Here is a 21,622-nt window from a genome sequence, read left to right on the forward strand (position 1 = left end):
TTATGTGTGCTATTCCTTCAGCCCCGTCATAGCTACGCCCTCGATGAACCGCTTCTGCGCCATGAAAAAGACGATCAGCAGCGGCACGGTGGCCATGACGGTGGCGCTCATCAGGTAATGCCAGGAAGTGCCCACTTCATCTGTAAACAACGATAATCCCAGCGGCAAGGTCATCAGCTCACGCGTATTAATGAAAATAAGCGGGTCGAAGAACTCATTCCAGATGGACACGAACGTGAAGATCGTCAGTGTCGCCATGCCGGGACGGGCAATCGGCAGCATAATTGTCCAGTAAATGCGGAACCGGCTGCAGCCGTCGATCATCGCCGCCTCCTCAAGCTCCGTGGGTACAGTAATGAAGAATTGCCGCATGACGAAGATTCCGAACACGCCGCTTGCGCCGAAGATCGGCAGCAGAATCAGCGGCAGATGCGTGTCAATCCAGCCCAGGTCGCGCATGAACAGGAACATCGGGATCGCCGTCACTTCATGCGGGATCATCATGGCGCTGAGCAGCACCAGAAACACAGCATTTCTGCCTGTGAAGGGAATTTTGGCAAAAGCATAACCGGCCAGCGAAGCGAAAAATACCGTTCCCGCCACGACGACAAACGAGATATAGACACTGTTAAAATAGAAGCGGTGAAACGGGATCAGTGTAAAGACATCCACATAATTCTGAAACTGGAATACCGGCGGAATCAACTGCGGCGGGTAGGTGAAAATATCCTGCGGCCGTTTGAAGGAAGTGGACAGCATCCACAGAAACGGAACAAGCATAATCAGCGATACCGCCGTTAATGCAGCATACACTCCTGCTACAGACAGCCTTTTGCTGGTGTTAGGCGTCGCCTTCATTGAATACCCACCTCTTTCGCAGCTGCCACTGCAGCAGAGTCAAGATCAACACGACAAAGAACAACACAAATGCCAGCGCCGAAGCGTAGCCCATCTGGAACAGCTTGAACGCTTTTTCCCAGATGTAATAGACCAGCACCTTGGTGCTGTTACTCGGTCCGCCCTGGGTCATGACATAGATCTGGCCGAACACCTTCAGCGAGCCGATTACGGTCATCACCACGGTCAGAAATACGGTGGGCGTAATCATAGGCAGGGTCACGTTGAAAAAGGTTTTGGTCTTGCCTGCCCCGTCCAGCTCAGCCGCCTCATATAACGAACGCGATACCTGCTGGATCGCAGCGATGAAGAGCACCATATTTAGGCCCACGTTCTTCAGTACACTTGTCACAATAACGGCTGGCATCGCCAGTCTCTCATCATACAGCCAGGCGGCTCCTTTAATGTTGAACAACATCAGCAGCTGATTGATCAGCCCGGAATCGGTGGCGAACATATACTTCCAGACGATGGACCATACAATCAGCGAAGTCATCACGGGAACGAAGATCGCGGTGCGGAAGATGCCGATGCCCTTCAAGCTTCGGGATAACAGCAGCGCCAGCATCAGAGCCAGCACAATGTTAAACGGCACCAGACCCAGCGTGAAATAAGCCGTGTTGCCGAAGACCTTCCAGAACAGCGGGTCCACCGCAATATCCTTGTAATTATCCAGACCGACAAACCGGTGCCCGCCAAGCAGCGGCCAGTCATTTAAGCTCATATAGAGCGCTTTCCCCATTGGAAATAACAATAATAACGTGAACCCGAGCAGCATTGGCGATATAAAAAGCCATCCGGTCACCTGTGCCTCGCGGGCAAGCGGACCCTTGTTTCGTCTCTTGACCTTTCTGTTCATGCCGGAATTCACCGCCCCTAGCTCAATTTGTCTATAGCACCACGGAACGAGCTAACCGCACGCCGCAGCTCCTCCTCTGTCTTGCCCGTCACCACCGCACCTAACATGATCGCTTTCACTCCCGCGCGCTGCAAGGAAGGTACATCTCCTGTAAGCAGCTTACGCTGGGAAGGCACCAGCACGGGAAGACCGGAATGGTCGGCCAAATACCGGTATTTCAGCAGATCTGCGAAGCTAAGTCCCGTACCGTATTCGCTGCCAGGCACAATTGAAGCTTCAAGCGCCGTGATCCCGAATTGCGCCCCTGCCTGAACCTGACTGAGATCATAGGTGTCATTAATGGCAAAGGTCCGGTCCAAGCCGTGATCCTCCAGCATAAAGGGCGGCAGATGATGGGCATAGATCGAATAGAAATCGAACCCGAGCGGAGCAAGCCGCCTAATCTCTTCTTCCGCCACACCTTCTAAGCTGCCTGAAGGAACTACCCCCAAGGGACCGTCAAAGGAAGAGCGGATCTCGCTAAAAATGTCTTCATAGCTGTCAAGCGGACCGAAATGCGTACCGCTGGCCCGGTGGCCGACATTAAAATGAACCTTCAATGCATCCGCGCCTTCCTCAAGCGCTGCCTTTGCCAGTCTTACATCATTGGCAGGAAGGCTGATGATCAAGGACAAGCCGCTTTGCTCCAATCTTTGCTGCAATTTACCCATTGTATTTCGCTCCCCATTTCGGGAGGTCCGTCAAGCCGGACGCTGCACTCTGCTGAACGCCGGTTGACGGCCCCTTGCCCGGAGTCTTATTTCAAAATAGCCTCGACATCGCTCTGCATCTTCGCCATATTGTCCTTGGCGGACGCGGACCTGCCGAACAGGCGGTCAAAGCCTTGCAGCACCGCATTGTCGATATCCTGCCAGCGGATGTGGCCTGGAATGATGCGCGCCTTCGGCATTTCATCGATAACCGCTTGCACGATGTGCTCAGCTGGCGGGTTGTTCGGCTGATTCAGGAACGCATCAGAATTGAGCACCGATTTGCGCGGAGGTACGAAATAGGTGGATGTCGCCTCAATGCCTGACTGGCTGGCGAACAGCTTGAGCAGCTTTTTGGCTTCCTCCGGATGCTTGCTGTCCTTGAACAGCGTATAACCTGCTTGGCCCAGCATCGGAACACTGCCTGCGGAGCCGGACGGCATCGGAGCAATGCTCCATTCAAACCCTTTAATGTCACGCGCTTTCGAGACATAGCTGTAGTTGTCGAAGAACATGCCCAGATTCCCTGCGTCGAAGCTGATCTGCTCGCCTGCTTTCGGGTGGGATTCGTCCTCATACATCATCCGCTCCAGCAGCTCCATCGTTTCTACGCCGTACTGATCATTCCAGGTGAATGCGGTCAGATCCTCATTGAACGGGCCGCTTCCATAAGACCACGCGTACGAAGATAGAATCGCCCAGGTCTTCCAGTCACGGAAGAAATTCGCGCCATATACCCGGCCCCCAGCGTCTTTGACAGCAATTGCTTTGGCCGATTCCTCAAAGGTCTTCCAGGTCCATTTCCCTTCGGAGGCCAGCGTATTCGGGTCTGTCAGGTTCGCCTTGTCGAACAATGTCTTGTTGTAGAACATGACCACCGGCGGTGTTGAGAACGGCAGGCCCAGCAATTGATCCCCGTCCCGGAACAAGTCTAGTGTGCTCGGAATATAATCGTCCAGGTTAAAGGAAGCATCGTCTTTGAAGGAGGAGACATCCGCCAGAATCCCGTTAGCCTTGAACTGCGGGATCATCCGCTCCGAGACCCAGGCGATATCCGGAAGGGATTTCCCTGCGGCCAGCACCGATATTTTCTGCTGATAATCCGTGAATGGCACCGAATCCATAGTCACCTTAATACCCGGATTGTCTGCTTCGAATTGGCTGATCAGCTTGTTGTACACATCCATATGCCCTTGATTGCCCCACATCAAGAACTTTAACTCCACATCTTCCTGTTTCCCGGGACTCTCGGCATTTCCGCTTGCTGCGGGCTTGGCACAACCTGCCGTTAAACCCAGCAGCATGGCTGAAAGAAGCATTGCTCCTGCTTTTTTCATGAATATCCCCCTTTGATATGTTAGTTTTAATGACTCTTTTAGTATAAAGGAGACGTATTCGGTGTAGAAATCATCCAAAATACAGGAATGGTTCGTTATATTTATGTTTTACGTTAGATTAACTAACACCTCATTCCTGACTATTATATTGATTGCGGTATTCTCCACCCGTCATCCCCGTCTGCTGCTTAAATACCAGCATGAAATGCTTCGGGCTTTGATGGCCGGATAGGCGGGCGACATCATAAATTTTGAGCTGGGTATGGCTGAGCAGCCACTTCGCACGTTCCATCCGGGAATCGGTTACATAGTCTGAATAATTGCAGCCCGCCTCCCCCTTGAACAGCTGGCTCAGATACGTAGCGTTCAGATTGACATGGGAAGCTACCGTCTGCAGGCGCAGATCACCGTCAATATGCAGTCTGATATATTCCTTAACATCCCGTATGATCTTGCGTGTATCTCCTCCGCTCTCCACCCGCAGCGGGCCTGTCGTCTGTTCCAGGGAAGTGATGCCATGACGGTTATCGAGCAGCAGCCGTGCTTTTTCCATCACACTAACCAGCTCATGGCGTTCGACCGGCTTGAGCAGGTAATGGAGGACACCGTATTCAATGGCTTTTTGGGCATATTCAAATTCGCCGTATCCGCTCACAATAATGACCAGCAGCCCGGGATACATCGACTTCACCTTTTCGGCCAGCGCCAGTCCGTCCATTTCCTTCATGCGGATATCGGTAATCATCACATCCGGCAGCTCGGACTTTAAGTACAGGAGCGCCTCCCGTCCGCCCGGCATTTCAGCTGTCACCTCGAAAAAGGGCGCCGACCGGCTAATCAGCTCGCGCATCCCTTGTCTAATCACGATTTCGTCCTCTACGAGCAGCACTTTATACATTCTCTTCTCCCCCTGATTCCGGTATCGTTATCGTAATGGTCACGGCCAGCCCTTGTCCCGGACTTCCGTCAACCGTGAGGCTCCCGCCTTCCCCGTACAGCAGCTTGATCCGCTGGCCGATATTGCGCAGCCCCAGACTCTCCTCCTCGCTGCGCCGGAGCGAATCCATGGAAGGAGATTGTTGGATCTCCCGGTTCAGCGCCGTGAGTTCCTCCTCCTCCAGTCCGTTCCCGTCATCGCGGACCGTAATCAATAGCTCGTTGTCAAAACGCAGCGCTGACACCCAGATCGTCCCTTCTTCGCGCCCGGCGATCCCGTGATCGATGGCATTCTCCACCAGCGGCTGAATAGTAAGCTTCGGTATGCGCAAATGCTGCACTTCCTCTTCAATCTCGTTATGCACCGTCAGCTTCCCGCCGAAACGAATCTGCTGGATACGCACATAGGAGTCTACGAACGCGATCTCCTCTCCCAGCGATACGAGCCGGCCGGCCTTGTCAATCGTATAGCGAAGCAGCTTGCCCAGTGCGGACACCATATCGGATACCTCATCATGCCTGCGCTGGACGGCCATCATATTGATTGATTCCAGCGTATTATAGATAAAATGCGGGTTGATCTGGCTCTGCAGGGCAGACAGCTCAGCCTCCTTTTCCCGGAGTCCAATCACGAGTACCTCATGAAACAGGCGGTTGATTTCCTCCATCATCTTATTAAATCCGCGCCCGAGCTGCCCGAATTCATCTCCCTCCAGCGGACTGACCCGCATGTTGAAATCCCCCCGCTCCACCCTGGACATATTGCTCTTGAGCTCCACCAGAGGGAGGGTGATCCGGTACGATACCGCATAAGCGAGCAACAGCACCGTCACCAGGCAAAAGAGGGCAAGCCATAACGTAAAAATCATCATCGCACGTGATTCCTTCAGCATGACTCCAATGGGAGTGAGACCGATGACGGATAAGCCCGAATACGGGGACTTATGGCTGACAAACAAATAATCTGTGCCTCCCAGCCTCTCCCGCTCCCCGCCATGCAGCTCCTTAATCCGCCCGGAGCCCATAAGCTCGCCGTAGGCCGACTGCCGGTTATCCGGCTTTTGCTCATACAGCAAGCGCTGGTCTCCGTCAATGATCATCAGGTTCGTGGATTGTTCAATCTTCAGCTTCGAGAAGACGGAGCCGAAGGCTGACTGCTTAGCGTCAATGAGTATGTAGCCCAGACGCTTCAGCGTTCTGGGTTCCTTGATCACCCTGGCTACCGAAATATAGGATGAGGGGTCGGTTCCGGCATAATAAGAGGGATGATGCGGAGGAAGAAGGATCCACTCGCCGTCCGACCGTTCCAAGGCGCTGAACCATTCGTCATGCCTGCCATCCCATGAGGTGTTGACTGCCAACGGCTCCACGTTGGAGAACAGGGTTCCGCTGTTGCTCAGCAGATGGATACCCCCGATTTCAGGACGATCGTACGCCTGTGCGGAGGTATATAGCTTCATTTTCTGATAATCATCAGACAGCGCCCATGTGCCTGAGCCCATAGGACCATCGTATTTAGCCAGAATAGATAACACCTGCTCGTCATACAGAGGCATCAGCGACAACCGCTCCAGATCCTTAAGCAGCCTGTCCAGATTGGCGTTGGCCTGTCCGGCGACATCCACCGTATATTGCTTTGTTTTCTCGTTCAAGGTGGAGGAGAAATGACGGTACGTCACCATCCCCTGCACACTTAACGGCAGCAGCGTAAGCATGGTGAACAAGAGCAGCAGTCTGGTACGCATTTTACTTCTTCTCAACCGTAGGATCAGCCTCCGCAGCATCTCATGTCCTCCTTTTGTCAAGTTATCTGACATCCAAACCTCTATACAGTTTATCGTATAATGTTCCGTATTTGAATTCTATCCTCTTATGTTTGGAAAAGGTACGGTTCAACAAAGTCAATAAACCCCAAACCTGCTGAAAAGCAAGGTCTGGGGTTTATTATTTTCACTCTTCGAGTGTAGAATAAGTTAACATAATATTGATTATGTCGCCTTGTTTCAATTATACATTTTATCCCACATTCGTACTTGATTGCTGATATACTCTCTCAGCTCTGGCGGCCCCACAATTTCAGCATGAACCAATAGCGGCAGCACCCTCGCACAGGCCGAGCTATAATCATACATATTCACAGTAAACAGCCAGGCATCTCCATCAGATCCGGTATTCATAACCTCCAGCCCCTGCAACATCTGTTCATTCTTAACACGGGTACGGATGACCACCGGATAGAACTCCCGCGCTCTGCTGGTCTGAACGAAGGCTTGCTCTGCTTGACTCCAGTATGCTTGGAGGGAGAAATGCTCAGGGATGGCATAGGTCTCCTCCAATAAAGTAACGGCTGTGAACCGTTCGCACTTGAATGTCCGCAGATCCCCGGCGCTCTCGCAGTAGGCGGCAAGATACCATTCCCCCTGCTTCACGATGAGTCCATAAGGCTGCAGCTTCCGCTGCGAGCTCTCCCCATTCACCTTAAGGTACTCTGCCGCAATCTTCCGTCCCCGCCACACCGCAGTGCGCAGAATCTCAAGATACGGCACCGCTGCCTGACCGCTCCACCACGGCGTATCATCGAACAGAAACCGGCGCTGCGCGGTACGGATATCCTCTTGATACGGAGCAGGCAAGCTTGCTTCCAGCTTCAGGAGCGCATTTTTGAGCAGCAGACTGGTCTCTCCTGAACCGCCCGCCGGCATTCCCATCCCGGTCAAAAATAGCTGGACCACCTCTTCCCCATGCAGTCTCCGCAGACTCACCGTATAGCCTTCCATGAGCGAAATCCCGCCGTTCGGCCCGGTGGTGGTGACCAGCGGGATTCCAGACTCCGCCAACACATCGATATCTCTGTAAATGGAGCGGACGGACGTTTCGAGGGCGATGGACAGCTCGTTCGCCTTCATCCGGCCCCGGGATTCAAGCAGTAAAAGTATAGCAATCAAACGGTGTAGCCGCATGCGTCTCCCCCAAACCTTCTTATTCGTCATTTATTCTTGCCACTCTGTTGTCAACAATACTGCGTTAAGATGAATGTATCAAAATCAAGGAGCTGCTGCAAATGAATATTGGTATATTGGGAACTGGATTCGGGGCGTATCACGCCTCTCTTCTGAAGCAAATGGAGTTCGTGAACCGGATCGTGGTCTTCGGGAGAAATGAAGCCAAGCTGCTGAAGCTGAGGGATGAGCTGGGGGTAGAGGTTACAACGTCCATCGAGGACATATTGTCTGATCCCGAAGTGGATGTCATCGATCTCTGTTTGCCTTCTGCGCTACATAAGATCTATGCGGTAGAGGCACTGAGACGGGGAAAACATGTCTTTTGCGAGACGCCGGTTGTTCTGGAGCCTGAAGAAGGACGGGAACTGCTGGATGCCGAACAGCGGTATGGCCGCAGAATCCTCGTCAATCAATTCATCAAATTCGATTATGCCTATGAATACCTGGAACAGTCCGCCCGTGAATCCGCCTACGGCCAACTGCTGCATGTCAGCTTCCGCAGGGAGACCGCTCCGGTGTGGGGAGATCTGGGCCTGTCTGCCATCGCTGCCAATCTGATGATTCATGACCTGGATGCTATCGCGTGGCTGCTGGACACCCCTGTACCCACTTCCGTCTGGGGGACCTCTGGAGGTGTGGACGGTCAGGCGCTGGTTCATGCTTCTTTCGCTAAGGCCGGTGTTAGTGCGCAGTTAACCGTCTCTTCACAGATGCCGGAAGCGTACCCGTTCACGGTGGGTTACGAAGCGTATTTTGAGCGCGGCAAGCTGGTATTCCATGAGACCAATGCTGCGAACGGAGAGGTTGAAGCCAGCCTGACCAGCTATACTTCTGAGGGCAAGACGGTTATCCCGGTAATCCCGAACAATCCTTATGAGAAAAGCCTGCGGCATGCCCTGCTCTCTTTGCAGAACGGGACCCTCTCCCAACTGTCATTGCAATCTGCACTGAAGTCCGTGGATATGGCCTCTAAGCTGACGGATCAGCTTACAGCGGGCACAGTAGCTTTGTGATTATACAGCCCAGGATGGGGTAACAATTGGAAAAATGGCACTTCTTCAGGCTGTTTGCCCGCAAATAAGCATAATTTCCTCCAGTAGATGCTGTTTTTCCAATTGCTTAAGGAAATCTATCGGAAAGCGTTGATACAAGATACATTTTTCCATGTATTTTCAGGATTCTGGTGCGAAATCTCGCCCGGGTTGACAGCGAGAACCTGTTTTGGCAGGGGGTTGGCCTCACTTTTTCCTTTTGTTAGTTGCTAAGTTACTGTAATGTGCCGGATTTGAGCGTAGTAATTAGGAGAGCAGGTAATTTTGTTTTACTATTATGAATTTTTCATATAATGAAATATTATAATTATAGGGGGTAGATTTATGTTAAATCATCATGCGACGTTAGATGCTAGACGTTTGGCGATTAATCGGTGAGGGGATATGGCGGAAGTTAACATAATTATTTTTATGTTACTTTGCAGTCCCTGCTCATTACAACTATCCCTCGTCCCCTACCCTACTCGCCTGCCGACATCGTATGCGCGAAACGCTCCAGCTTATCCATGGACAGCCCGCCTCCGGTCTTGTGCTCCTTGCCTTTTACCATACGTATAATCCACTTATCGAGCGCAGATATCCGGTCCGGGTAGATCTCATCGCCCATAATCTCCCTGGCAAGCGCCTTGTTGTAGATAATCTCAGGGTAAGCCTGCTTCAGTTCCTCCTCCCCCTTCTCCCCTGTCATTCCTGCACAGATGAACAATCCCAGCCGTTTGGTTAAAAGCTCTTGCTTGTGCGTTGCTGTGAATGCAGTCATCTCCTTCCGGATTCTGCCATAGTAGATGGAGCCGCCTAGAATTACTGTGTCATAGCCAGTTAGAACCGGCAACTTGCCAGTTCTCAGATTCACCACTTCGGCCGCGTTCAGCCTGGCTTGCAGCAGTAAAGCGGCTTTTTCCGTACATCCGTATTTGCTTGCATACACGATCAAGATCCGGTTGCTCACTTAAGTCCGCCTCTATTCTATAGGTAATGGGCTTGCAGGTGGTGCGGGTTCCTGCGCGTTGCGCAGTACAAGAATGAGACACCAGATGACTGCCAGATTGAAGATTGGGAACAGGATCAACTCTACCATCGAGACATGAACTCCTGCCCTCAGCATCCCAATCATCATGGAGGAGATGGAGGTCAGCAGGGTTGCGGCTTTTACCAGAACAACAGGAGCCAGAAGGTAACCGTAAGACTGTCTGCGGACGAGCAATGCGCCTGTTAGAACCATGAGCGGAAGCAATACAGCTAAATCCAGTGCCTGAATCACCAACGTGGTGTAATGCTCAAGCAGAGCAGGTGCGGTTCCATTCCGCCAGCCGCCGGCAATCCGGCCCAGCCATAGCATAATAATCAGGAAGGCGATCAGCAGCAGGATGAAGCCAATGCTTTTACACGGAAGCTTCGTCTTCATCAACACCCCCTCCCGCTCCACCGAGCGAAAGACCAAAATAAATGCAAATAAGCTGCCCGAGAACAGCAAGACGTAGACCAGAAACAGATCATTATACATGGCCAGAAAACTGTATGAAGCATAGGTATAGGTGAAGTATCCGAGCGCTCCGGCAAGCAGCAGCCGACCCCGGATCGTTCCTCTGAGACTCAGCAGCAGGGATACGAGCAGCAAAGGAATGCCCACCACTAAAGTAACGCCATCCTGAGCGATCGCCTGTGCTGCTGCGGACAAAGAATCATTCTTGTAGATTCCGCTTCCGTACAATTCAATCTGTTCTCCCCGGATGGTGGTGAAGATGGGATGGCTCCCCTCATTCTCCTCAGCTCCTTCCCCTGAAAATAGCCCGATGCCTGACGCAACAACACCAAGCGCTATCACCATCCACGTTAAAAAGGTAATCGTTCGTCTATGGCTCATTCTAATCCTCCTATCCTTGTGCAATATGCACCATGGCTTCTATGTGCCGGGTAATCAGAGCCTCCTTCTGCGCCTCAGGCAGATTCTCCTCCACCATCAGCCTCATAATCAGCCCGAATGCTGCGCTCCAGATGATTTGGGCAGTGAGCTCAAGCTCCCTCTCCTCACAGGAGGCCATCCCGCTGAATTGACGGAGCGTATCACAGAGACCCGCGATCCCACTGCGTTCCAGGGCAGCCCCCTGATGCAACACCCCGGTGTGGCTAAGCACGGACGGAGAATCATTCAGCATCATACTCCGGTACTGTGAGCCTTCTGCGGTTGTGATTTTTATGAACTGTCTCAGCGTTCGTCTTAAGCGCTCTTCTGGAGATGTTTCATCCGGTGAAGCTTCCGATCCGGCAATTAGTCCGCCCATTAGCTCCCGGTAGCCCCGCTGAAGAAGCTGCTCCACAATGTCCTCTTTTCCCTGAAAATAGTGATAAATAATGCCGGCCGAATACTCCATCCGTTCAGCGATTTTGCGAATCGACAGCTGCCTGATCCCCTTCTCCGCCAGCAGCTCGCCAGCCGTAGTCAGAATCAGATTACGCATCGCTTCGCGCTCCTGCTCTTGTCTCTCTGCTTTGCCCATGATTGTTAGACTCCTTCTGTCAGGGTGTTGCTGTTCCGCTTCGTTGAACACTGTAATGTTTTTGAACATCGTTCAACTTAGATTATAGACGCCGGAACCTGGGAAGGTTGTGATTATTAATACATTACAGCAAAAAAGCCTGAAACCCCGCAGGTGTCTCAAGCTTTCGAGCTTCGGCAGATGCTCTGCCTAATCAATATTAGCGATCTTCCACTCCCCCTGCTTATTCGGCAGCAATGAAATCTCGTAAGTGCCCTCAGTAATATAGCCCTCAGAGGTCATCTGGGTAAACTCCACATAGAAGCCTGCCCGCTTAGTTCCCTCGATAGGAATTCCGACTACGGTCAGTTTATTGAAGCGGTAGACATTCTTCTTATCCAGCAGGTACTGCAGAGCTTCATTAAGCTGCGGTGATTGCATAGTTGCTGCGAACTTCTCTTTGTCTCCGGCGGCCCAGGCTGCAATACAGTCCAGTGTCTCCCGGAGCGCTTGCTTGTTGCCTGGACTTGTACCTACATCAGGGGCTTTGAAGAACACTCCCGGCTTAATCGGAGGTTGCTTCTCCAGGTATTCCATACCACTCAGCATGGATGTGAAGAGTGGAAGCAGCTTATCGCGTTGCTCATCCTGAATATGGATTTCGGCCCGGTAAGAATCGTTATAGGCTGTGAAAATAAATGCCTCAACCCTCCGGTCCTCCTCCATCCTGCTCCCTTCATATTCCTTGAACTTCAGCAGCCTCCGGTCCGTGCCCGGCTCAAACTTCCCTCCAGCTGTATCCTTCGCAGAGCTTAGCTTAATTAACGTAATATAATTATGCTTGTCCGCTGTCCCCCATGCCGTTCTGCCATCCTGTTCAAAACGGATCATCGTCTCCGGCAGAAATACCCCGAGCGGTAAGGTCTGGTCTGCGGAATAATCTGCTTGGACATTGACGCCATCCAGCTCGTAGCCACTGCCGCTTCCTGTATACTCCCGTACTTCGGGAATCAGCGACACGGATTTAACAGCAGGCGCGGCTGTTGCAGACGGAGCCGGAACCACGGTTGCAGGAGCAGTTATTGCAGTAGCAGCTGCGGGCGTTGCTGACGCCAGATCGGTGTGCTCTGCACCCGAAGACCCCTGATCCGCAGCATTGCTGCAGCCTGTGCTGATTGCTATTGCAACTGCTATACAGCCCGCTCCCCATAAGCTCATTCGCTTGGACAATCTAATCACCTCAGTTACCAGACGCTGGATACGATCCAAAGTTGCGCTGAAGCCTGCCAGGAATAGGTAAATTTATTTCTTAACCCTATTCGTATTTAATGTGCTGAAGTATTGACTCGGATTGCCTTGGCGGGAGTTGAACCGCTCCTGGAAATCACCGCCGGTGTAAGCTCCGATAACCCGGTGCCAGAAATCCCTCGCTGGAGTGTTGGCACGAATCTGTGACACCTTCCAGTTGCCGGGGAACATATCGAACAGCCGGTGTGCTGCCCAGGTTCCTACGCCGCTGCGCCGGTAGCGCTGCATTACAAAAAACTCCGTCATATAGAACTCGCCCTCCGGGTCGCGCAGCAGACGGTCGATCAGGGCAAAGCCTGCGACATTGCCGTCTACGGTGAGCAGGTAGGCAAATTTATTTTTTCCGCTGCTCCAGTAAGCCTCCAGTCCCGGATAGGACGGGAACAATCCTTCACGGTCGACCTGCAGCTCCAGATAGCGGGTAAAGTCATACAAGTAGAACTGCATTAATCTGCTGATAATCTGCTTCTGCTCTTTAGGAACCAGCTCGATTCCAAGTTCCATTCAGGTTCACCTCAACCGTTTTTGTTTACTACCCATCATATAACTTTGTCTCATCAGGAGCAAGGTTTGCCAGAAACATGGTAAGATAGAAGGACAGCCCTCCCCCTTGGGGAAACTATAAAGAAGGTGAAGCTCATCAGTATTCAAAAAGCTACCGACCGGGCAAACCTGGATCAGCGGCTGCCGCAAATGCCCTGGTTTGTCCAGCAGTTTATCGACTATAAACGGCCGGATCTGTCCCCCTCCACGCTGCTGGAGTATATCCGGGACTATGAATCCTTTTTCGGCTGGCTGCGGGGTGAAGGTCTCTCTGTAGCGGCCAGCAATGCTGACATCACACTGCTTGAGCTGGAGACCCTGCATATGGACAGCATTGTCGGCTACCGTCTGCACTTGACCACCCGGGCTGAGAATGCCAATTCGCGGGTGACCGTATCCCGTAAGCTGTCTGCGCTGCGCTCGCTGTTCCATTACTTAAGCCAGATTGCCGAGGATGAGAACTTCTACCCGCTGCTGAAGCGTAACATTATGGCCAAGGTTGAGATCAAGCGCATTCACAAACCGAAGGATACCGCCGCCAAGCTCAAAGGTAAAATTCTGGAGGACGAGGAGCTGCTGGAGTTCGTTGGCTACATCTATGAAGGATATGGCACAGCTGTGGAAGCCAATAAGCAGGCTTATTATTCTTGGCAGCTTAACCGTGAACGGGATGCCTGTATTGCCAGTCTGATTCTGAATTCCGGCCTGCGTGTCTCCGAGGTGGTTAACCTCAACGTGGATGATCTGGATGTCAACAATAAGCTGATTTATGTCTTCCGCAAGGGTCATAACGACGAGACCTTCAAGACCCCGGTCTATTTCCGGGAACAGTCGAAGGATGATCTCAGCTTGTATCTAAGCCTCCGCCAGAGCAGGTACAAGACGCCGAAACGGGAAAAAGCGCTCTTCATTGCCCTGCCCAACGGCAGCAAAGAAGGCAAACGGATGACCAAACGGGCGATCCAGGAGATGATCATCAAATACGCCAAACGGTTCGGCAAGCCTTATCTGACGGTGCATAAGCTGCGGCACTCTTTTGCCACCGATTATTACCTGCAGAACGATATTTACCGGACGAAAGAACAACTGGGCCATGCTTCTACGGAGACTACCGAGATCTATGCTCATCTCACAGATAAAACGATGTCTGAGGCGATTGAACGCCGTCTGGACAATGAACCGCCGCAGTAAGCTGTATGACCGCTATGTTAATCTCATTTATTTTTTGGAGGAATACGTTTGTTAGACAATCATTCATTTCCTGAATCCCATACTACGAATTCCGGACTGCCGGAGCTGCAATCGGATTGCCTGAACTGCTTCGGGCTATGCTGCGCTGCGCTTCATTTCTCTGCTTCCTCAGACTTCGCTATAGACAAGCCTGCCGGACAGCCCTGTCCCAATCTGCGGGAAGACTTCCTCTGCGGCATTCATACTGAGCTACGGGAACGCGGCTTCCGGGGCTGCACCGTGTATGACTGCTTCGGGGCCGGGCAGAAAATCTCCAATCTGACCTATGGCGGACGCGACTGGCGTCAGGCTCCAGAGACTGCGGGACAGATGTTCGAGGTTCTTCCCGTAATGCGCCAGCTGCATGAGCTGCTATGGTATCTGCACGAGGCACTCACGCTACACGGGGCCGAGACCCTGCATGATTCGCTTATCAAAATGCTGGAGCAGACGCAGGCCCTCACCCTGCTCAGCCCGGACAAGCTGCTTCAGCTCGAAGTGCCCCTGCACCGTGCTGAAGTCAACGAGCTGCTGCTGCGTGCCAGCGAGCTTGCGCGCACCGCTGCCCGCAAGCAGCTCTCTCCGGCCCCGAAGCGCCAGAAGAACTATGGGCGCGGGGCCGATCTGATTGGAGCCAAGCTGCGCGGGGCCGACCTCCGCTGCCTCAGCTTACGGGGCGCGTATCTGATCGCTGCGGATCTTAGCGGCGCTGACCTGCGGTTCGCCGATCTGATTGGCGCGGACTTCCGCGATACGAATCTGCGCGGAGCCGATCTGCGGGGCAGTCTCTTCCTGACTCAGGCGCAGCTGCAAGCTGCGCAAGGCAGCCCGTCCACCAAGCTGCCGGAATCCTTAAGGCATCCGGAGCACTGGGCTTGATAAGTGGAAACGGCTTTGCCGTCCTTTTAAGGACGGTACCGTTTCGGCGAGAAATAGAAGGATAATTTATAGCGTGAAACATATACATTCTTATATTTGGAGAAGAAACCGGATGATGTTCTATCCGATTTTTTTGTGTCGTCCAGATGGTTGGTTCAACGATTTTCCCTTGCCAATTGCCTGCCGATGTTTTATATTGACATGACAGCAGGTCTAAAATAAATGAGGTGAACGGATTAGATGACTCCCCGCACGAAGGAACAGAACGAAGAGATCCGGCTGCGGCGGCTGGTGCAGATCAGAAAAGCAGCAGCGGACGTATTTTTGAATAAAGGGCCTTTATTAGAAATCCGGGATGTGGCTGCGGAGGCCGGTCTCGGTTATGGTACGGTCTATCATTATTACAGTAATAAGGGTGATTTGCTTCACGACTTGTTATGGGATGCGCTCGACCGGGCCGGGGAATGGCTGAAGTCCCCGCCTATGGCAGAGCCCGGGCTACCGCTAAAGATTCCGCTGGAGGGTTCTGCCGCCGGGGTGCTGCTATTGCAGCTATGGGCGGAGGATCACGCTATCTATCTGCTGTGTAAGCAGGCTGGTGAGGGATTTCCTTCCCTGCCTGAAGCCCGTTCTTCCCCGCTCACTGCCGAGTTCCGGCGGGAGGTGCTGACCCCGCTGTCCATGATGCTTGGCACTGGACTTACGGAGGAATCACTTTCTCCTGGAGGGACAGTAGTCGATGCGCCGTGTGGATTACAACATACAGAGATGCTGTTAGCCGCCCTGGTTGGCTGTGCTGCATTTTCCCTCCGCCGAGGGCAGCTTAATGAAGATGCAACGGAGATCGTCAGAGTTCTGAAACTATAAAAGATTGAAACTATTAAAGGATGAAGGAGCGGATACACACAGCATGATTATTCTTAAATCCCCCAGAGAAATTGAAGAGATGAAGCAAGCCAGCCAAATTGTTGCCGATTGCTACCGTGAAGTCTCCAAACACATTGTACCTGGAATCACTACGCTTGAAATTAATGATTTGGTAGCCAAACATATCACCAAGCTCGGCGGCAAGCAGTTTACCAAAGGCTACAACGGATTCCCCGCCGAGACCTGCATATCCATTAACGATGTGGTTGCCCATGGGATTCCATCCAGCAGACGGGTCGTGAAGGAAGGCGACTTGCTGAAGCTGGACATTGTGGCGCAATACGGGGGTTGGTTCGGAGATTCGTGCGTGAGCTACGCTGTCGGTGAGATCGGGCCGGAGGCACAGAGATTAATGCAGGTAACGAAGGAGTGCCTGGATCTGGGGATCGCCCGGGCTGTTCCGGGAGGACGGCTGGGCGACATCACATCGGCCATACAACAGCATGCCGAAGCACACGGTTATTCGGTCGTGCGCGATCTGCTGGCGCATGGCATCGGACGAAGCCTGCATGAGGAGCCGAGCTACGTGCACATCGGCACCGCAGGCAAAGGCATTCGTCTCAAAGAAGGCATGGTATTTACGATTGAGCCCATGATTAACGAAGGCACGTACCAGATCACCGTTGACGATGATGAATGGACCGCAAGAACGGCTGACGGCAAGCTGTCCGCACAGTATGAGCACACCATTGCAATTACTGCAGATGGACCGCTGATTTTAACAGCCCAGTAAACATTGTAGTAGAACGTTAACACATAGGTTAGATTTTGTTATTTCCTTACGAACCCTAAGAACCCTCCCGTTTCTGTTAGGGACTGTCCCCTATTAAAGAACTGGAGGGTTTTGTTTGTTACCTTTATGACCGGGTTTTGCGGTTACGGCGTTGGATGCTGTCGTGCGATTGGATGATTCTGCTTGTTGGCTGCTGGTTAGTGTTTTGAACTTACTATTGTGAATTTTTCATATGTTGAATTTTTGGAATTTAACTACTATTGTTGGATAATTGTCTGTTGCCAGAGCTCCATTCTTCAATTTCTGCTCCAGTTCTGACTTCATTAATTCCAGCTGTTGAGTTTTTGAGTGATCCCGAGGTCCTACTGTCCCAATATCCCAATATACCTTGATCTTCTAACAATTCATTTTTATTAATTATTGTTGGTGTTGTTTGGTGGTTGTTATTTGGTTGTGGTTTGGTTGTGGTTGTTTCTGTTATGAATTTTTCATATGTTGAAACTTAATAATAAAGGTTTAGTTGGTTAGTCATTTGACTTATCGGCTTGCTGGCCGGTCGTCACTAGAAATGCTGAGACTTGCCGTGCCCCGATTTAGTTACACGCGATATGCTTAAGTGCAGTTTGTACAACTAAATCTCCTGATGTCCCGCCGATAATCCGTTTAGTTGTATTTCGTGCATTTAAACTAACCTGATTCCTCGATTCTGGTCTATTCGGGCAAATTTAGTTGTACAGACTACAATTAGAGGAGGAAATCCTTGATTTTTACTGTTTTTAATTGTACTGAATACATCTATCCCTGAAAGCTCGCCTCAAGCGAACGTCCTCCGGTCATCCATCCATTCATCCATCCATCCATCCGTTCGTCCATCCGCTTATCCATAGCCTCATCTCCCTCCTAACTGAACTCACTTCATAAGCTCTGATACTCCCCAAATCCTTTGCTTCAAATTCACCCTCGAATCTCACCCGGCAGCTTCAGCACAGTTACTTTGTCACCGGCAGATAATTGTCCGCTGTCCGGCGGGATGATGATCAGGCAGTCGCTGTCTTTGATCGTAACTGTGACGGATGACTCGTCCACGGCGGCTGGATAAACATAGAGAACTGCTTCGCGGATCTCCAGGCGGGCGCGGACATAGCGGGTGAAGCTGTTGGCCCGCTTATAATCTTGACCCAGCACTGCTGTCCACTCTGGCAGATACGGCTGGGCTGCACCCTGCATTAGCCCGATGACCGGACGGGCAAATAGTTGGAATCCTACGAAGCAGGCGCCCGGATTGCCGGATAAGGCGAGCAGGATGCTCCCGCCGCGAACGGCTGCCGTAGTGACGCTGCCGGGGCGCATGGCTATTTTATTGAACAGCATCTCTCCGCTCTGCTCACGGACCAAATCACCCATAATATCATAATCCCCGACAGATACGCCGCCGGTAGTAATCACCAGATCATAGCTCTCCAGTGCCATATGCACCTTACTGCGGGCCAGCTCCAGATCATCGATGATTGCACCCAGCATCACGGGCTCCCCGCCCGCTTCCCGGATTAGCGCCTCCAGCATGGGTGAGTTGCTGTTGCGGATTTTGCCCGGCACTAACGGCTCGTCCACCTCCAGCAGCTCAGTCCCGGTAGCGAAGACCGCCACCTTGGGTCTGCGGCGGACAGGAACGTCCGGCACCCCGAGCGCTGCCAGAACAGCAATCTCGCCAGCGCCGATTAGAGTCCCTTCAGGAAGCACTGGATCACCTGTACGAAGCTCCAGACCGCAAGGGGTAATATGCTGACCCCGCTCTTGCGGCTTGCGGATACCGACATAAGTGACTCCGCCCTCTATCCGGCTCTCCGTAGCCTCCATCATAATTACGGTGTCTGCGCCGCCAGGAATCTGCGCTCCCGTCATAATGCGAGCAGCAGTGCCAGCCGTAATCTCCCTTGAGGCTAATGCGCCGCAGGGTATGACATCGATGACTTCAAGCCACACCGTGTCAGGGTCTCCTGCCGCTAAAGTATCTGCCGCAATCACGGCGAAGCCGTCCATACTGGAGCGGTCAAATGCCGGAAAGGGATGTGGTGCATGGGCAGACTCAGCCAGATAACGCCCGCTGCTGAGATGCAGGGGTATAGCTTCCGGCGCAAGCAGCGCAGCATAAGGCTTCAGCCTGCCTTGCGCCTCTGCAACTTGAAGCGCTGCGCGCTGAAATTTATCATTACTGTATTCCTTGTTATATTCCTTGTTATGATGCTCTCGGTTAGTCACTGTTGAATTCACTCCTTCTGCTTCTCCGGTAGATTGCTGCTGATTAAACCAATTACGCCCTATTCTAACATGAAGGCATGGGAAAAGGGATGCACAGGCCTGTAACAAGCGCATGCATCCCTTATTCCATTGCGATTCTATTCCGCAGTCAGGAGCCCAGCCGCAGCCCAGCTCCAGTTCAAGCTTAAGACGCGCGGATCACTCTGACATCAGCCGAAAGGACGCTTTCACCCTCATAGAGCATGAACCGTCCATTCTGCCATTCCACACGCAGCAGCCGCGAATCATCCGCCTGGTATTGCCAGACATGCTGCTCCCCGCCGTTCATATAAGGCGTCTGCCCGGTAACGGCGGCATATCCTTCATATTCTTCCTCCAGATAGAAGGTCCGGTCATCCAGCTCCAGGGTAGCCGGGACCTCGGAAGGACTGTCCAGACGCCCGTCTATCGGGTGATACAATCTGTATTGCAGCTCTTCCCGCTCTTCTATATACAGATAGGCGATCCGGCTCCCGTCACGCAGCGTCAGTACAACTGCATTACGGCCGCTCGTCTTCGTCCGGCCCGTCACTTCATAGGTGACCAGGGAGACCTCACAGATATCTCCGGGAGACAGGGTCAGCATGCTTGCGGGCGCTTTAGGCGCCTCCGGCTTCGAGAACAGATTGCCGATTCTTTTCCAAAGACCCAAAGCCATCATCCTCCTACAATTGGTACGCTAATCCTTCTTCTTATCCGCGAATAAAGGCCGCTATAATCAATGCCCCCGTCACATGCAGCGAGCCTGCCATCAGGCCGTAGCCGACCTTGCCAAGCTGAGTGCCATGATCCAGTTCAAGGTTCCCCCACCGGCTGAGGAGCTGCTCTACCGTCTTCTCCAGCACGAATAACAGGATAAAAGAGACAATCGAGACGATAAGAGCGGTCCCGAGCCGGTTCGCCGCAGCAATGGATGCCGATAAAATGTAGCCTTGTGACAGCAGCTTCAACACCAGCCGGGTAGTCACGGCCATATTCCCTGCCTTCAGCTCTTCCATATCATTATAACGGGTAAACAGCGAATCCACGAGCATCAGCACACACAGCAGTACTGCGCCGCTGACCGTCCATACTACCATGGACACCAGGGTATCGAAATCCATTACTCCAGCCCCCGCTTGTTCATATTTCACAACAGGTAAGACAAACATAAAGCGAAGGAGAAACCGCTGGTTCTGTCTCCCCTTCGCCTGTGGCCATCAGCCTAAAGTCCGGCTTATGCCAATATGTTATTGTTTCTCGTATTGCTTCATCAGCGCAGCCAGCTCATCTTCAACCGCCTGGTCTTTGCCCAGCTTCTCGAACTCATCATCGAGCGACTTGTTGCCCGAGCTCATCTCGTTGCTGGCTTCTGCCTGTGCTTCGGCCTGCAGCATTTTGTCTTCCATCCGTTTGAGTCCGGCAGAAGCAGAGTCGGAGCTGAAGCCGCTCATCGCTTTGTTGATTTCGGTCTGTGCCTTCGCAGCGTTGTAACGGGCAACGAGTGTCTCCCGCTTGTTCTTCATCTGGGTAAGCTGTTTGCGCATTTCATCAAGCTTGCCGCGCAGGTTGTCGGCGGAAGCCTTGTTCTGGTCGAAGCTGGCCTTGTACTCTACAAGCTTGGCTTCTGCCGATTTCTTCTCTTCAAGAGCACGGCGGGCCAGATCGGCGTTACCGGCTTGAGCGGCTGCATGAGCTTGTTGATTACGCTTGTTCACGAGCGCTTCCTGCTCTTCGTACAACTGTTTGAATTTCTTCTCAATAGCGATCTGGGCAGCTACCGCTTTCTCAGCATCCTCCAGATCCTCCGTCATGTCACGAATGTACTGGTCGGTCATTTTAACCGGATCTTCAGCTTTATCGATAATCGCATTCACATTGGACATGGTCAGATCACGCAATCTTTTGAATATAGACATCGTTCATTCCTCCAAAATAAAAGTTAGTTGTTCAATGGTATCTTTTACGCAGGGAGATGGGGATCGTTTCAAAAATTTGTTCCGGCCTTCTGTACTAAATATTGCTCCACCTTATCATTCACAATATTTACGACCGCAAGGATGCCCTCTTTGCTCAGATCGTCATAGTGGATGCCCATCACAACTGTGACTGTCCGGTTCAATGCGGCAGCAGCCTTCAGCGCAATGGCTTCACTGATCGTATGCTCCTTATGATGGGGAACGGCAGAGGTCATCACCCGTGCGAATTCTCCGTCCATGTACGCCGTGCTTGCTGCACCGATATGGCGCACTCCCCCGGTAATCAGCAGCAGCAGATCACGGCCCACCTCGGTCTCGGACAGCACAATATCGTCAGGATGCACCAGATTCGTTGTCAAGCAGAACTCCCCTCCCTTTATATTAACCATAGGCTGTAGAGATCTCTCATTCTGCGGCAAAAAGATCATTGCAAACCG

General features: G+C 52.2%; 22 protein-coding genes. 5 read left to right on the forward strand and 17 right to left on the reverse strand.

Annotated features, from left to right (window positions below; translation table 11 throughout):
- Nucleotides 1-9: 9 nt before the first annotated feature.
- From NYE26_RS16030 to NYE26_RS16060, 7 genes are all read right to left on the reverse strand, one after another.
- Nucleotides 10-858, reverse strand: a complete 849-nt coding sequence (locus tag NYE26_RS16030; protein ID WP_076079291.1) for a carbohydrate ABC transporter permease — start codon at nucleotides 856-858, stop codon at nucleotides 10-12.
- Complete coding sequence (locus NYE26_RS16035) at nucleotides 842-1,756, reverse strand: sugar ABC transporter permease (protein ID WP_036726527.1); 915 nt, start codon at nucleotides 1,754-1,756, stop codon at nucleotides 842-844. The genes NYE26_RS16030 and NYE26_RS16035 overlap by 17 nt, the downstream gene beginning before the upstream one ends.
- A 17-nt stretch (nucleotides 1,757-1,773) precedes the next feature.
- A complete protein-coding gene (locus tag NYE26_RS16040) occupies nucleotides 1,774-2,466 on the reverse strand; it encodes a hypothetical protein (protein ID WP_339248845.1) in 693 nt (230 codons plus the stop codon).
- 86 nt (nucleotides 2,467-2,552) lie between these two features.
- Nucleotides 2,553-3,842 (reverse strand): sugar ABC transporter substrate-binding protein, encoded by a 1,290-nt coding sequence (locus NYE26_RS16045; RefSeq protein WP_339248846.1) that lies wholly within the window; start codon nucleotides 3,840-3,842, stop codon nucleotides 2,553-2,555.
- Between the two features lie 130 nt (nucleotides 3,843-3,972).
- A complete protein-coding gene (locus NYE26_RS16050) occupies nucleotides 3,973-4,740 on the reverse strand; it encodes a response regulator (protein ID WP_339248847.1) in 768 nt (255 codons plus the stop codon).
- The gene (locus NYE26_RS16055) at nucleotides 4,733-6,523 is read right to left on the reverse strand and encodes a sensor histidine kinase (RefSeq protein WP_339248848.1); all 1,791 of its coding nucleotides are present in this window, start codon (nucleotides 6,521-6,523) and stop codon (nucleotides 4,733-4,735) included. The genes NYE26_RS16050 and NYE26_RS16055 overlap by 8 nt, the downstream gene beginning before the upstream one ends.
- A gap of 258 nt (nucleotides 6,524-6,781) precedes the next feature.
- The gene (locus tag NYE26_RS16060) at nucleotides 6,782-7,723 is read right to left on the reverse strand and encodes a WYL domain-containing protein (RefSeq protein ID WP_339248849.1); all 942 of its coding nucleotides are present in this window, start codon (nucleotides 7,721-7,723) and stop codon (nucleotides 6,782-6,784) included.
- Between the two features lie 116 nt (nucleotides 7,724-7,839).
- Here NYE26_RS16060 and NYE26_RS16065 point away from each other — a divergent pair, with 116 nt between their 5' ends.
- Complete coding sequence (locus NYE26_RS16065) at nucleotides 7,840-8,793, forward strand: Gfo/Idh/MocA family oxidoreductase (protein ID WP_339248851.1); 954 nt, start codon at nucleotides 7,840-7,842, stop codon at nucleotides 8,791-8,793.
- 499 nt (nucleotides 8,794-9,292) lie between these two features.
- On the opposite strand, the gene NYE26_RS16070 is transcribed toward NYE26_RS16065, so the two are convergent.
- From NYE26_RS16070 to NYE26_RS16090, 5 genes are all read right to left on the reverse strand, one after another.
- Nucleotides 9,293-9,781, reverse strand: coding sequence for a flavodoxin domain-containing protein (locus tag NYE26_RS16070; RefSeq protein ID WP_339248852.1), 489 nt, complete (start codon nucleotides 9,779-9,781; stop codon nucleotides 9,293-9,295).
- A 12-nt stretch (nucleotides 9,782-9,793) separates the two neighbouring features.
- Nucleotides 9,794-10,696, reverse strand: coding sequence for a hypothetical protein (locus tag NYE26_RS16075; RefSeq protein WP_339248853.1), 903 nt, complete (start codon nucleotides 10,694-10,696; stop codon nucleotides 9,794-9,796).
- A gap of 10 nt (nucleotides 10,697-10,706) precedes the next feature.
- A complete protein-coding gene (locus NYE26_RS16080) occupies nucleotides 10,707-11,330 on the reverse strand; it encodes a TetR/AcrR family transcriptional regulator (protein ID WP_339248854.1) in 624 nt (207 codons plus the stop codon).
- Between the two features lie 189 nt (nucleotides 11,331-11,519).
- Nucleotides 11,520-12,527, reverse strand: a complete 1,008-nt coding sequence (locus tag NYE26_RS16085; protein ID WP_339248855.1) for a hypothetical protein — start codon at nucleotides 12,525-12,527, stop codon at nucleotides 11,520-11,522.
- Between the two features lie 84 nt (nucleotides 12,528-12,611).
- On the reverse strand, nucleotides 12,612-13,121 hold the full coding sequence (locus tag NYE26_RS16090; RefSeq protein WP_339248856.1) for a GNAT family N-acetyltransferase: 510 nt from the start codon (nucleotides 13,119-13,121) through the stop codon (nucleotides 12,612-12,614).
- Between the two features lie 135 nt (nucleotides 13,122-13,256).
- Between NYE26_RS16090 and xerS the strand changes: the two genes are divergently transcribed.
- The 4 genes from xerS to map all read left to right on the forward strand — a co-directional run bounded on the left by xerS (nucleotide 13,257) and on the right by map (nucleotide 16,929).
- Entirely contained in the window at nucleotides 13,257-14,351 is a 1,095-nt protein-coding gene (gene xerS, locus NYE26_RS16095) for a tyrosine recombinase XerS (RefSeq protein WP_036726635.1), read from the forward strand.
- A 48-nt stretch (nucleotides 14,352-14,399) separates the two neighbouring features.
- Nucleotides 14,400-15,269 (forward strand): pentapeptide repeat-containing protein, encoded by an 870-nt coding sequence (locus NYE26_RS16100; RefSeq protein WP_339248857.1) that lies wholly within the window; start codon nucleotides 14,400-14,402, stop codon nucleotides 15,267-15,269.
- A 240-nt stretch (nucleotides 15,270-15,509) separates the two neighbouring features.
- Nucleotides 15,510-16,136, forward strand: coding sequence for a TetR/AcrR family transcriptional regulator (locus NYE26_RS16105; protein ID WP_339248858.1), 627 nt, complete (start codon nucleotides 15,510-15,512; stop codon nucleotides 16,134-16,136).
- Nucleotides 16,137-16,179: 43 nt separating this feature from the next.
- On the forward strand, nucleotides 16,180-16,929 hold the full coding sequence (map, locus tag NYE26_RS16110) for a type I methionyl aminopeptidase (RefSeq protein WP_339257511.1): 750 nt from the start codon (nucleotides 16,180-16,182) through the stop codon (nucleotides 16,927-16,929).
- A 954-nt stretch (nucleotides 16,930-17,883) separates the two neighbouring features.
- Here map and glp read toward each other — a convergent pair.
- From glp to NYE26_RS16135, 5 genes are all read right to left on the reverse strand, one after another.
- Nucleotides 17,884-19,188 carry a gephyrin-like molybdotransferase Glp gene (gene glp, locus NYE26_RS16115; RefSeq protein ID WP_339248859.1) on the reverse strand — a complete coding sequence of 435 codons (1,305 nt, stop codon included), beginning with the start codon at nucleotides 19,186-19,188 and terminating at the stop codon, nucleotides 17,884-17,886.
- 184 nt (nucleotides 19,189-19,372) lie between these two features.
- On the reverse strand, nucleotides 19,373-19,879 hold the full coding sequence (locus tag NYE26_RS16120) for a DUF4178 domain-containing protein (protein WP_036726503.1): 507 nt from the start codon (nucleotides 19,877-19,879) through the stop codon (nucleotides 19,373-19,375).
- 40 nt (nucleotides 19,880-19,919) lie between these two features.
- The gene (locus NYE26_RS16125; protein ID WP_036726501.1) at nucleotides 19,920-20,330 is read right to left on the reverse strand and encodes a DUF350 domain-containing protein; all 411 of its coding nucleotides are present in this window, start codon (nucleotides 20,328-20,330) and stop codon (nucleotides 19,920-19,922) included.
- A gap of 126 nt (nucleotides 20,331-20,456) precedes the next feature.
- A complete protein-coding gene (locus NYE26_RS16130) occupies nucleotides 20,457-21,125 on the reverse strand; it encodes a PspA/IM30 family protein (RefSeq protein ID WP_036695416.1) in 669 nt (222 codons plus the stop codon).
- Nucleotides 21,126-21,193: 68 nt separating this feature from the next.
- A complete protein-coding gene (locus NYE26_RS16135) occupies nucleotides 21,194-21,544 on the reverse strand; it encodes a hypothetical protein (protein WP_339248860.1) in 351 nt (116 codons plus the stop codon).
- Between the last annotated feature and the right edge of the window lie 78 nt (nucleotides 21,545-21,622).

The organism is Paenibacillus sp. FSL P2-0136, from assembly GCF_037975325.1.
Taxonomy (GTDB): Bacteria; Bacillota; Bacilli; order Paenibacillales; family Paenibacillaceae; genus Paenibacillus_AQ; species Paenibacillus_AQ silagei.

What these genes read in the sequence shown, in the direction of transcription:
- NYE26_RS16030 (WP_076079291.1), bottom strand. Translation starts at nt 858, where the DNA reads ATGAAGGCGACGCCTAACACCAGCAAAAGGCTGTCTGTAGCAGGAGTG.
- NYE26_RS16035 (WP_036726527.1), bottom strand. Translation starts at nt 1,756, where the DNA reads ATGAACAGAAAGGTCAAGAGACGAAACAAGGGTCCGCTTGCCCGCGAG.
- NYE26_RS16040 (WP_339248845.1), bottom strand. Translation starts at nt 2,466, where the DNA reads ATGGGTAAATTGCAGCAAAGATTGGAGCAAAGCGGCTTGTCCTTGATC.
- NYE26_RS16045 (WP_339248846.1), bottom strand. Translation starts at nt 3,842, where the DNA reads ATGAAAAAAGCAGGAGCAATGCTTCTTTCAGCCATGCTGCTGGGTTTA.
- NYE26_RS16050 (WP_339248847.1), bottom strand. Translation starts at nt 4,740, where the DNA reads ATGTATAAAGTGCTGCTCGTAGAGGACGAAATCGTGATTAGACAAGGG.
- NYE26_RS16055 (WP_339248848.1), bottom strand. Translation starts at nt 6,523, where the DNA reads ATGCGTACCAGACTGCTGCTCTTGTTCACCATGCTTACGCTGCTGCCG.
- NYE26_RS16065 (WP_339248851.1), top strand. Translation starts at nt 7,840, where the DNA reads ATGAATATTGGTATATTGGGAACTGGATTCGGGGCGTATCACGCCTCT.
- NYE26_RS16075 (WP_339248853.1), bottom strand. Translation starts at nt 10,696, where the DNA reads ATGAGCCATAGACGAACGATTACCTTTTTAACGTGGATGGTGATAGCG.
- NYE26_RS16080 (WP_339248854.1), bottom strand. Translation starts at nt 11,330, where the DNA reads ATGGGCAAAGCAGAGAGACAAGAGCAGGAGCGCGAAGCGATGCGTAAT.
- NYE26_RS16085 (WP_339248855.1), bottom strand. Translation starts at nt 12,527, where the DNA reads ATGAGCTTATGGGGAGCGGGCTGTATAGCAGTTGCAATAGCAATCAGC.
- NYE26_RS16090 (WP_339248856.1), bottom strand. Translation starts at nt 13,121, where the DNA reads ATGGAACTTGGAATCGAGCTGGTTCCTAAAGAGCAGAAGCAGATTATC.
- NYE26_RS16105 (WP_339248858.1), top strand. Translation starts at nt 15,510, where the DNA reads ATGACTCCCCGCACGAAGGAACAGAACGAAGAGATCCGGCTGCGGCGG.
- map (WP_339257511.1), top strand. Translation starts at nt 16,180, where the DNA reads ATGATTATTCTTAAATCCCCCAGAGAAATTGAAGAGATGAAGCAAGCC.
- NYE26_RS16125 (WP_036726501.1), bottom strand. Translation starts at nt 20,330, where the DNA reads ATGGATTTCGATACCCTGGTGTCCATGGTAGTATGGACGGTCAGCGGC.
- NYE26_RS16130 (WP_036695416.1), bottom strand. Translation starts at nt 21,125, where the DNA reads ATGTCTATATTCAAAAGATTGCGTGATCTGACCATGTCCAATGTGAAT.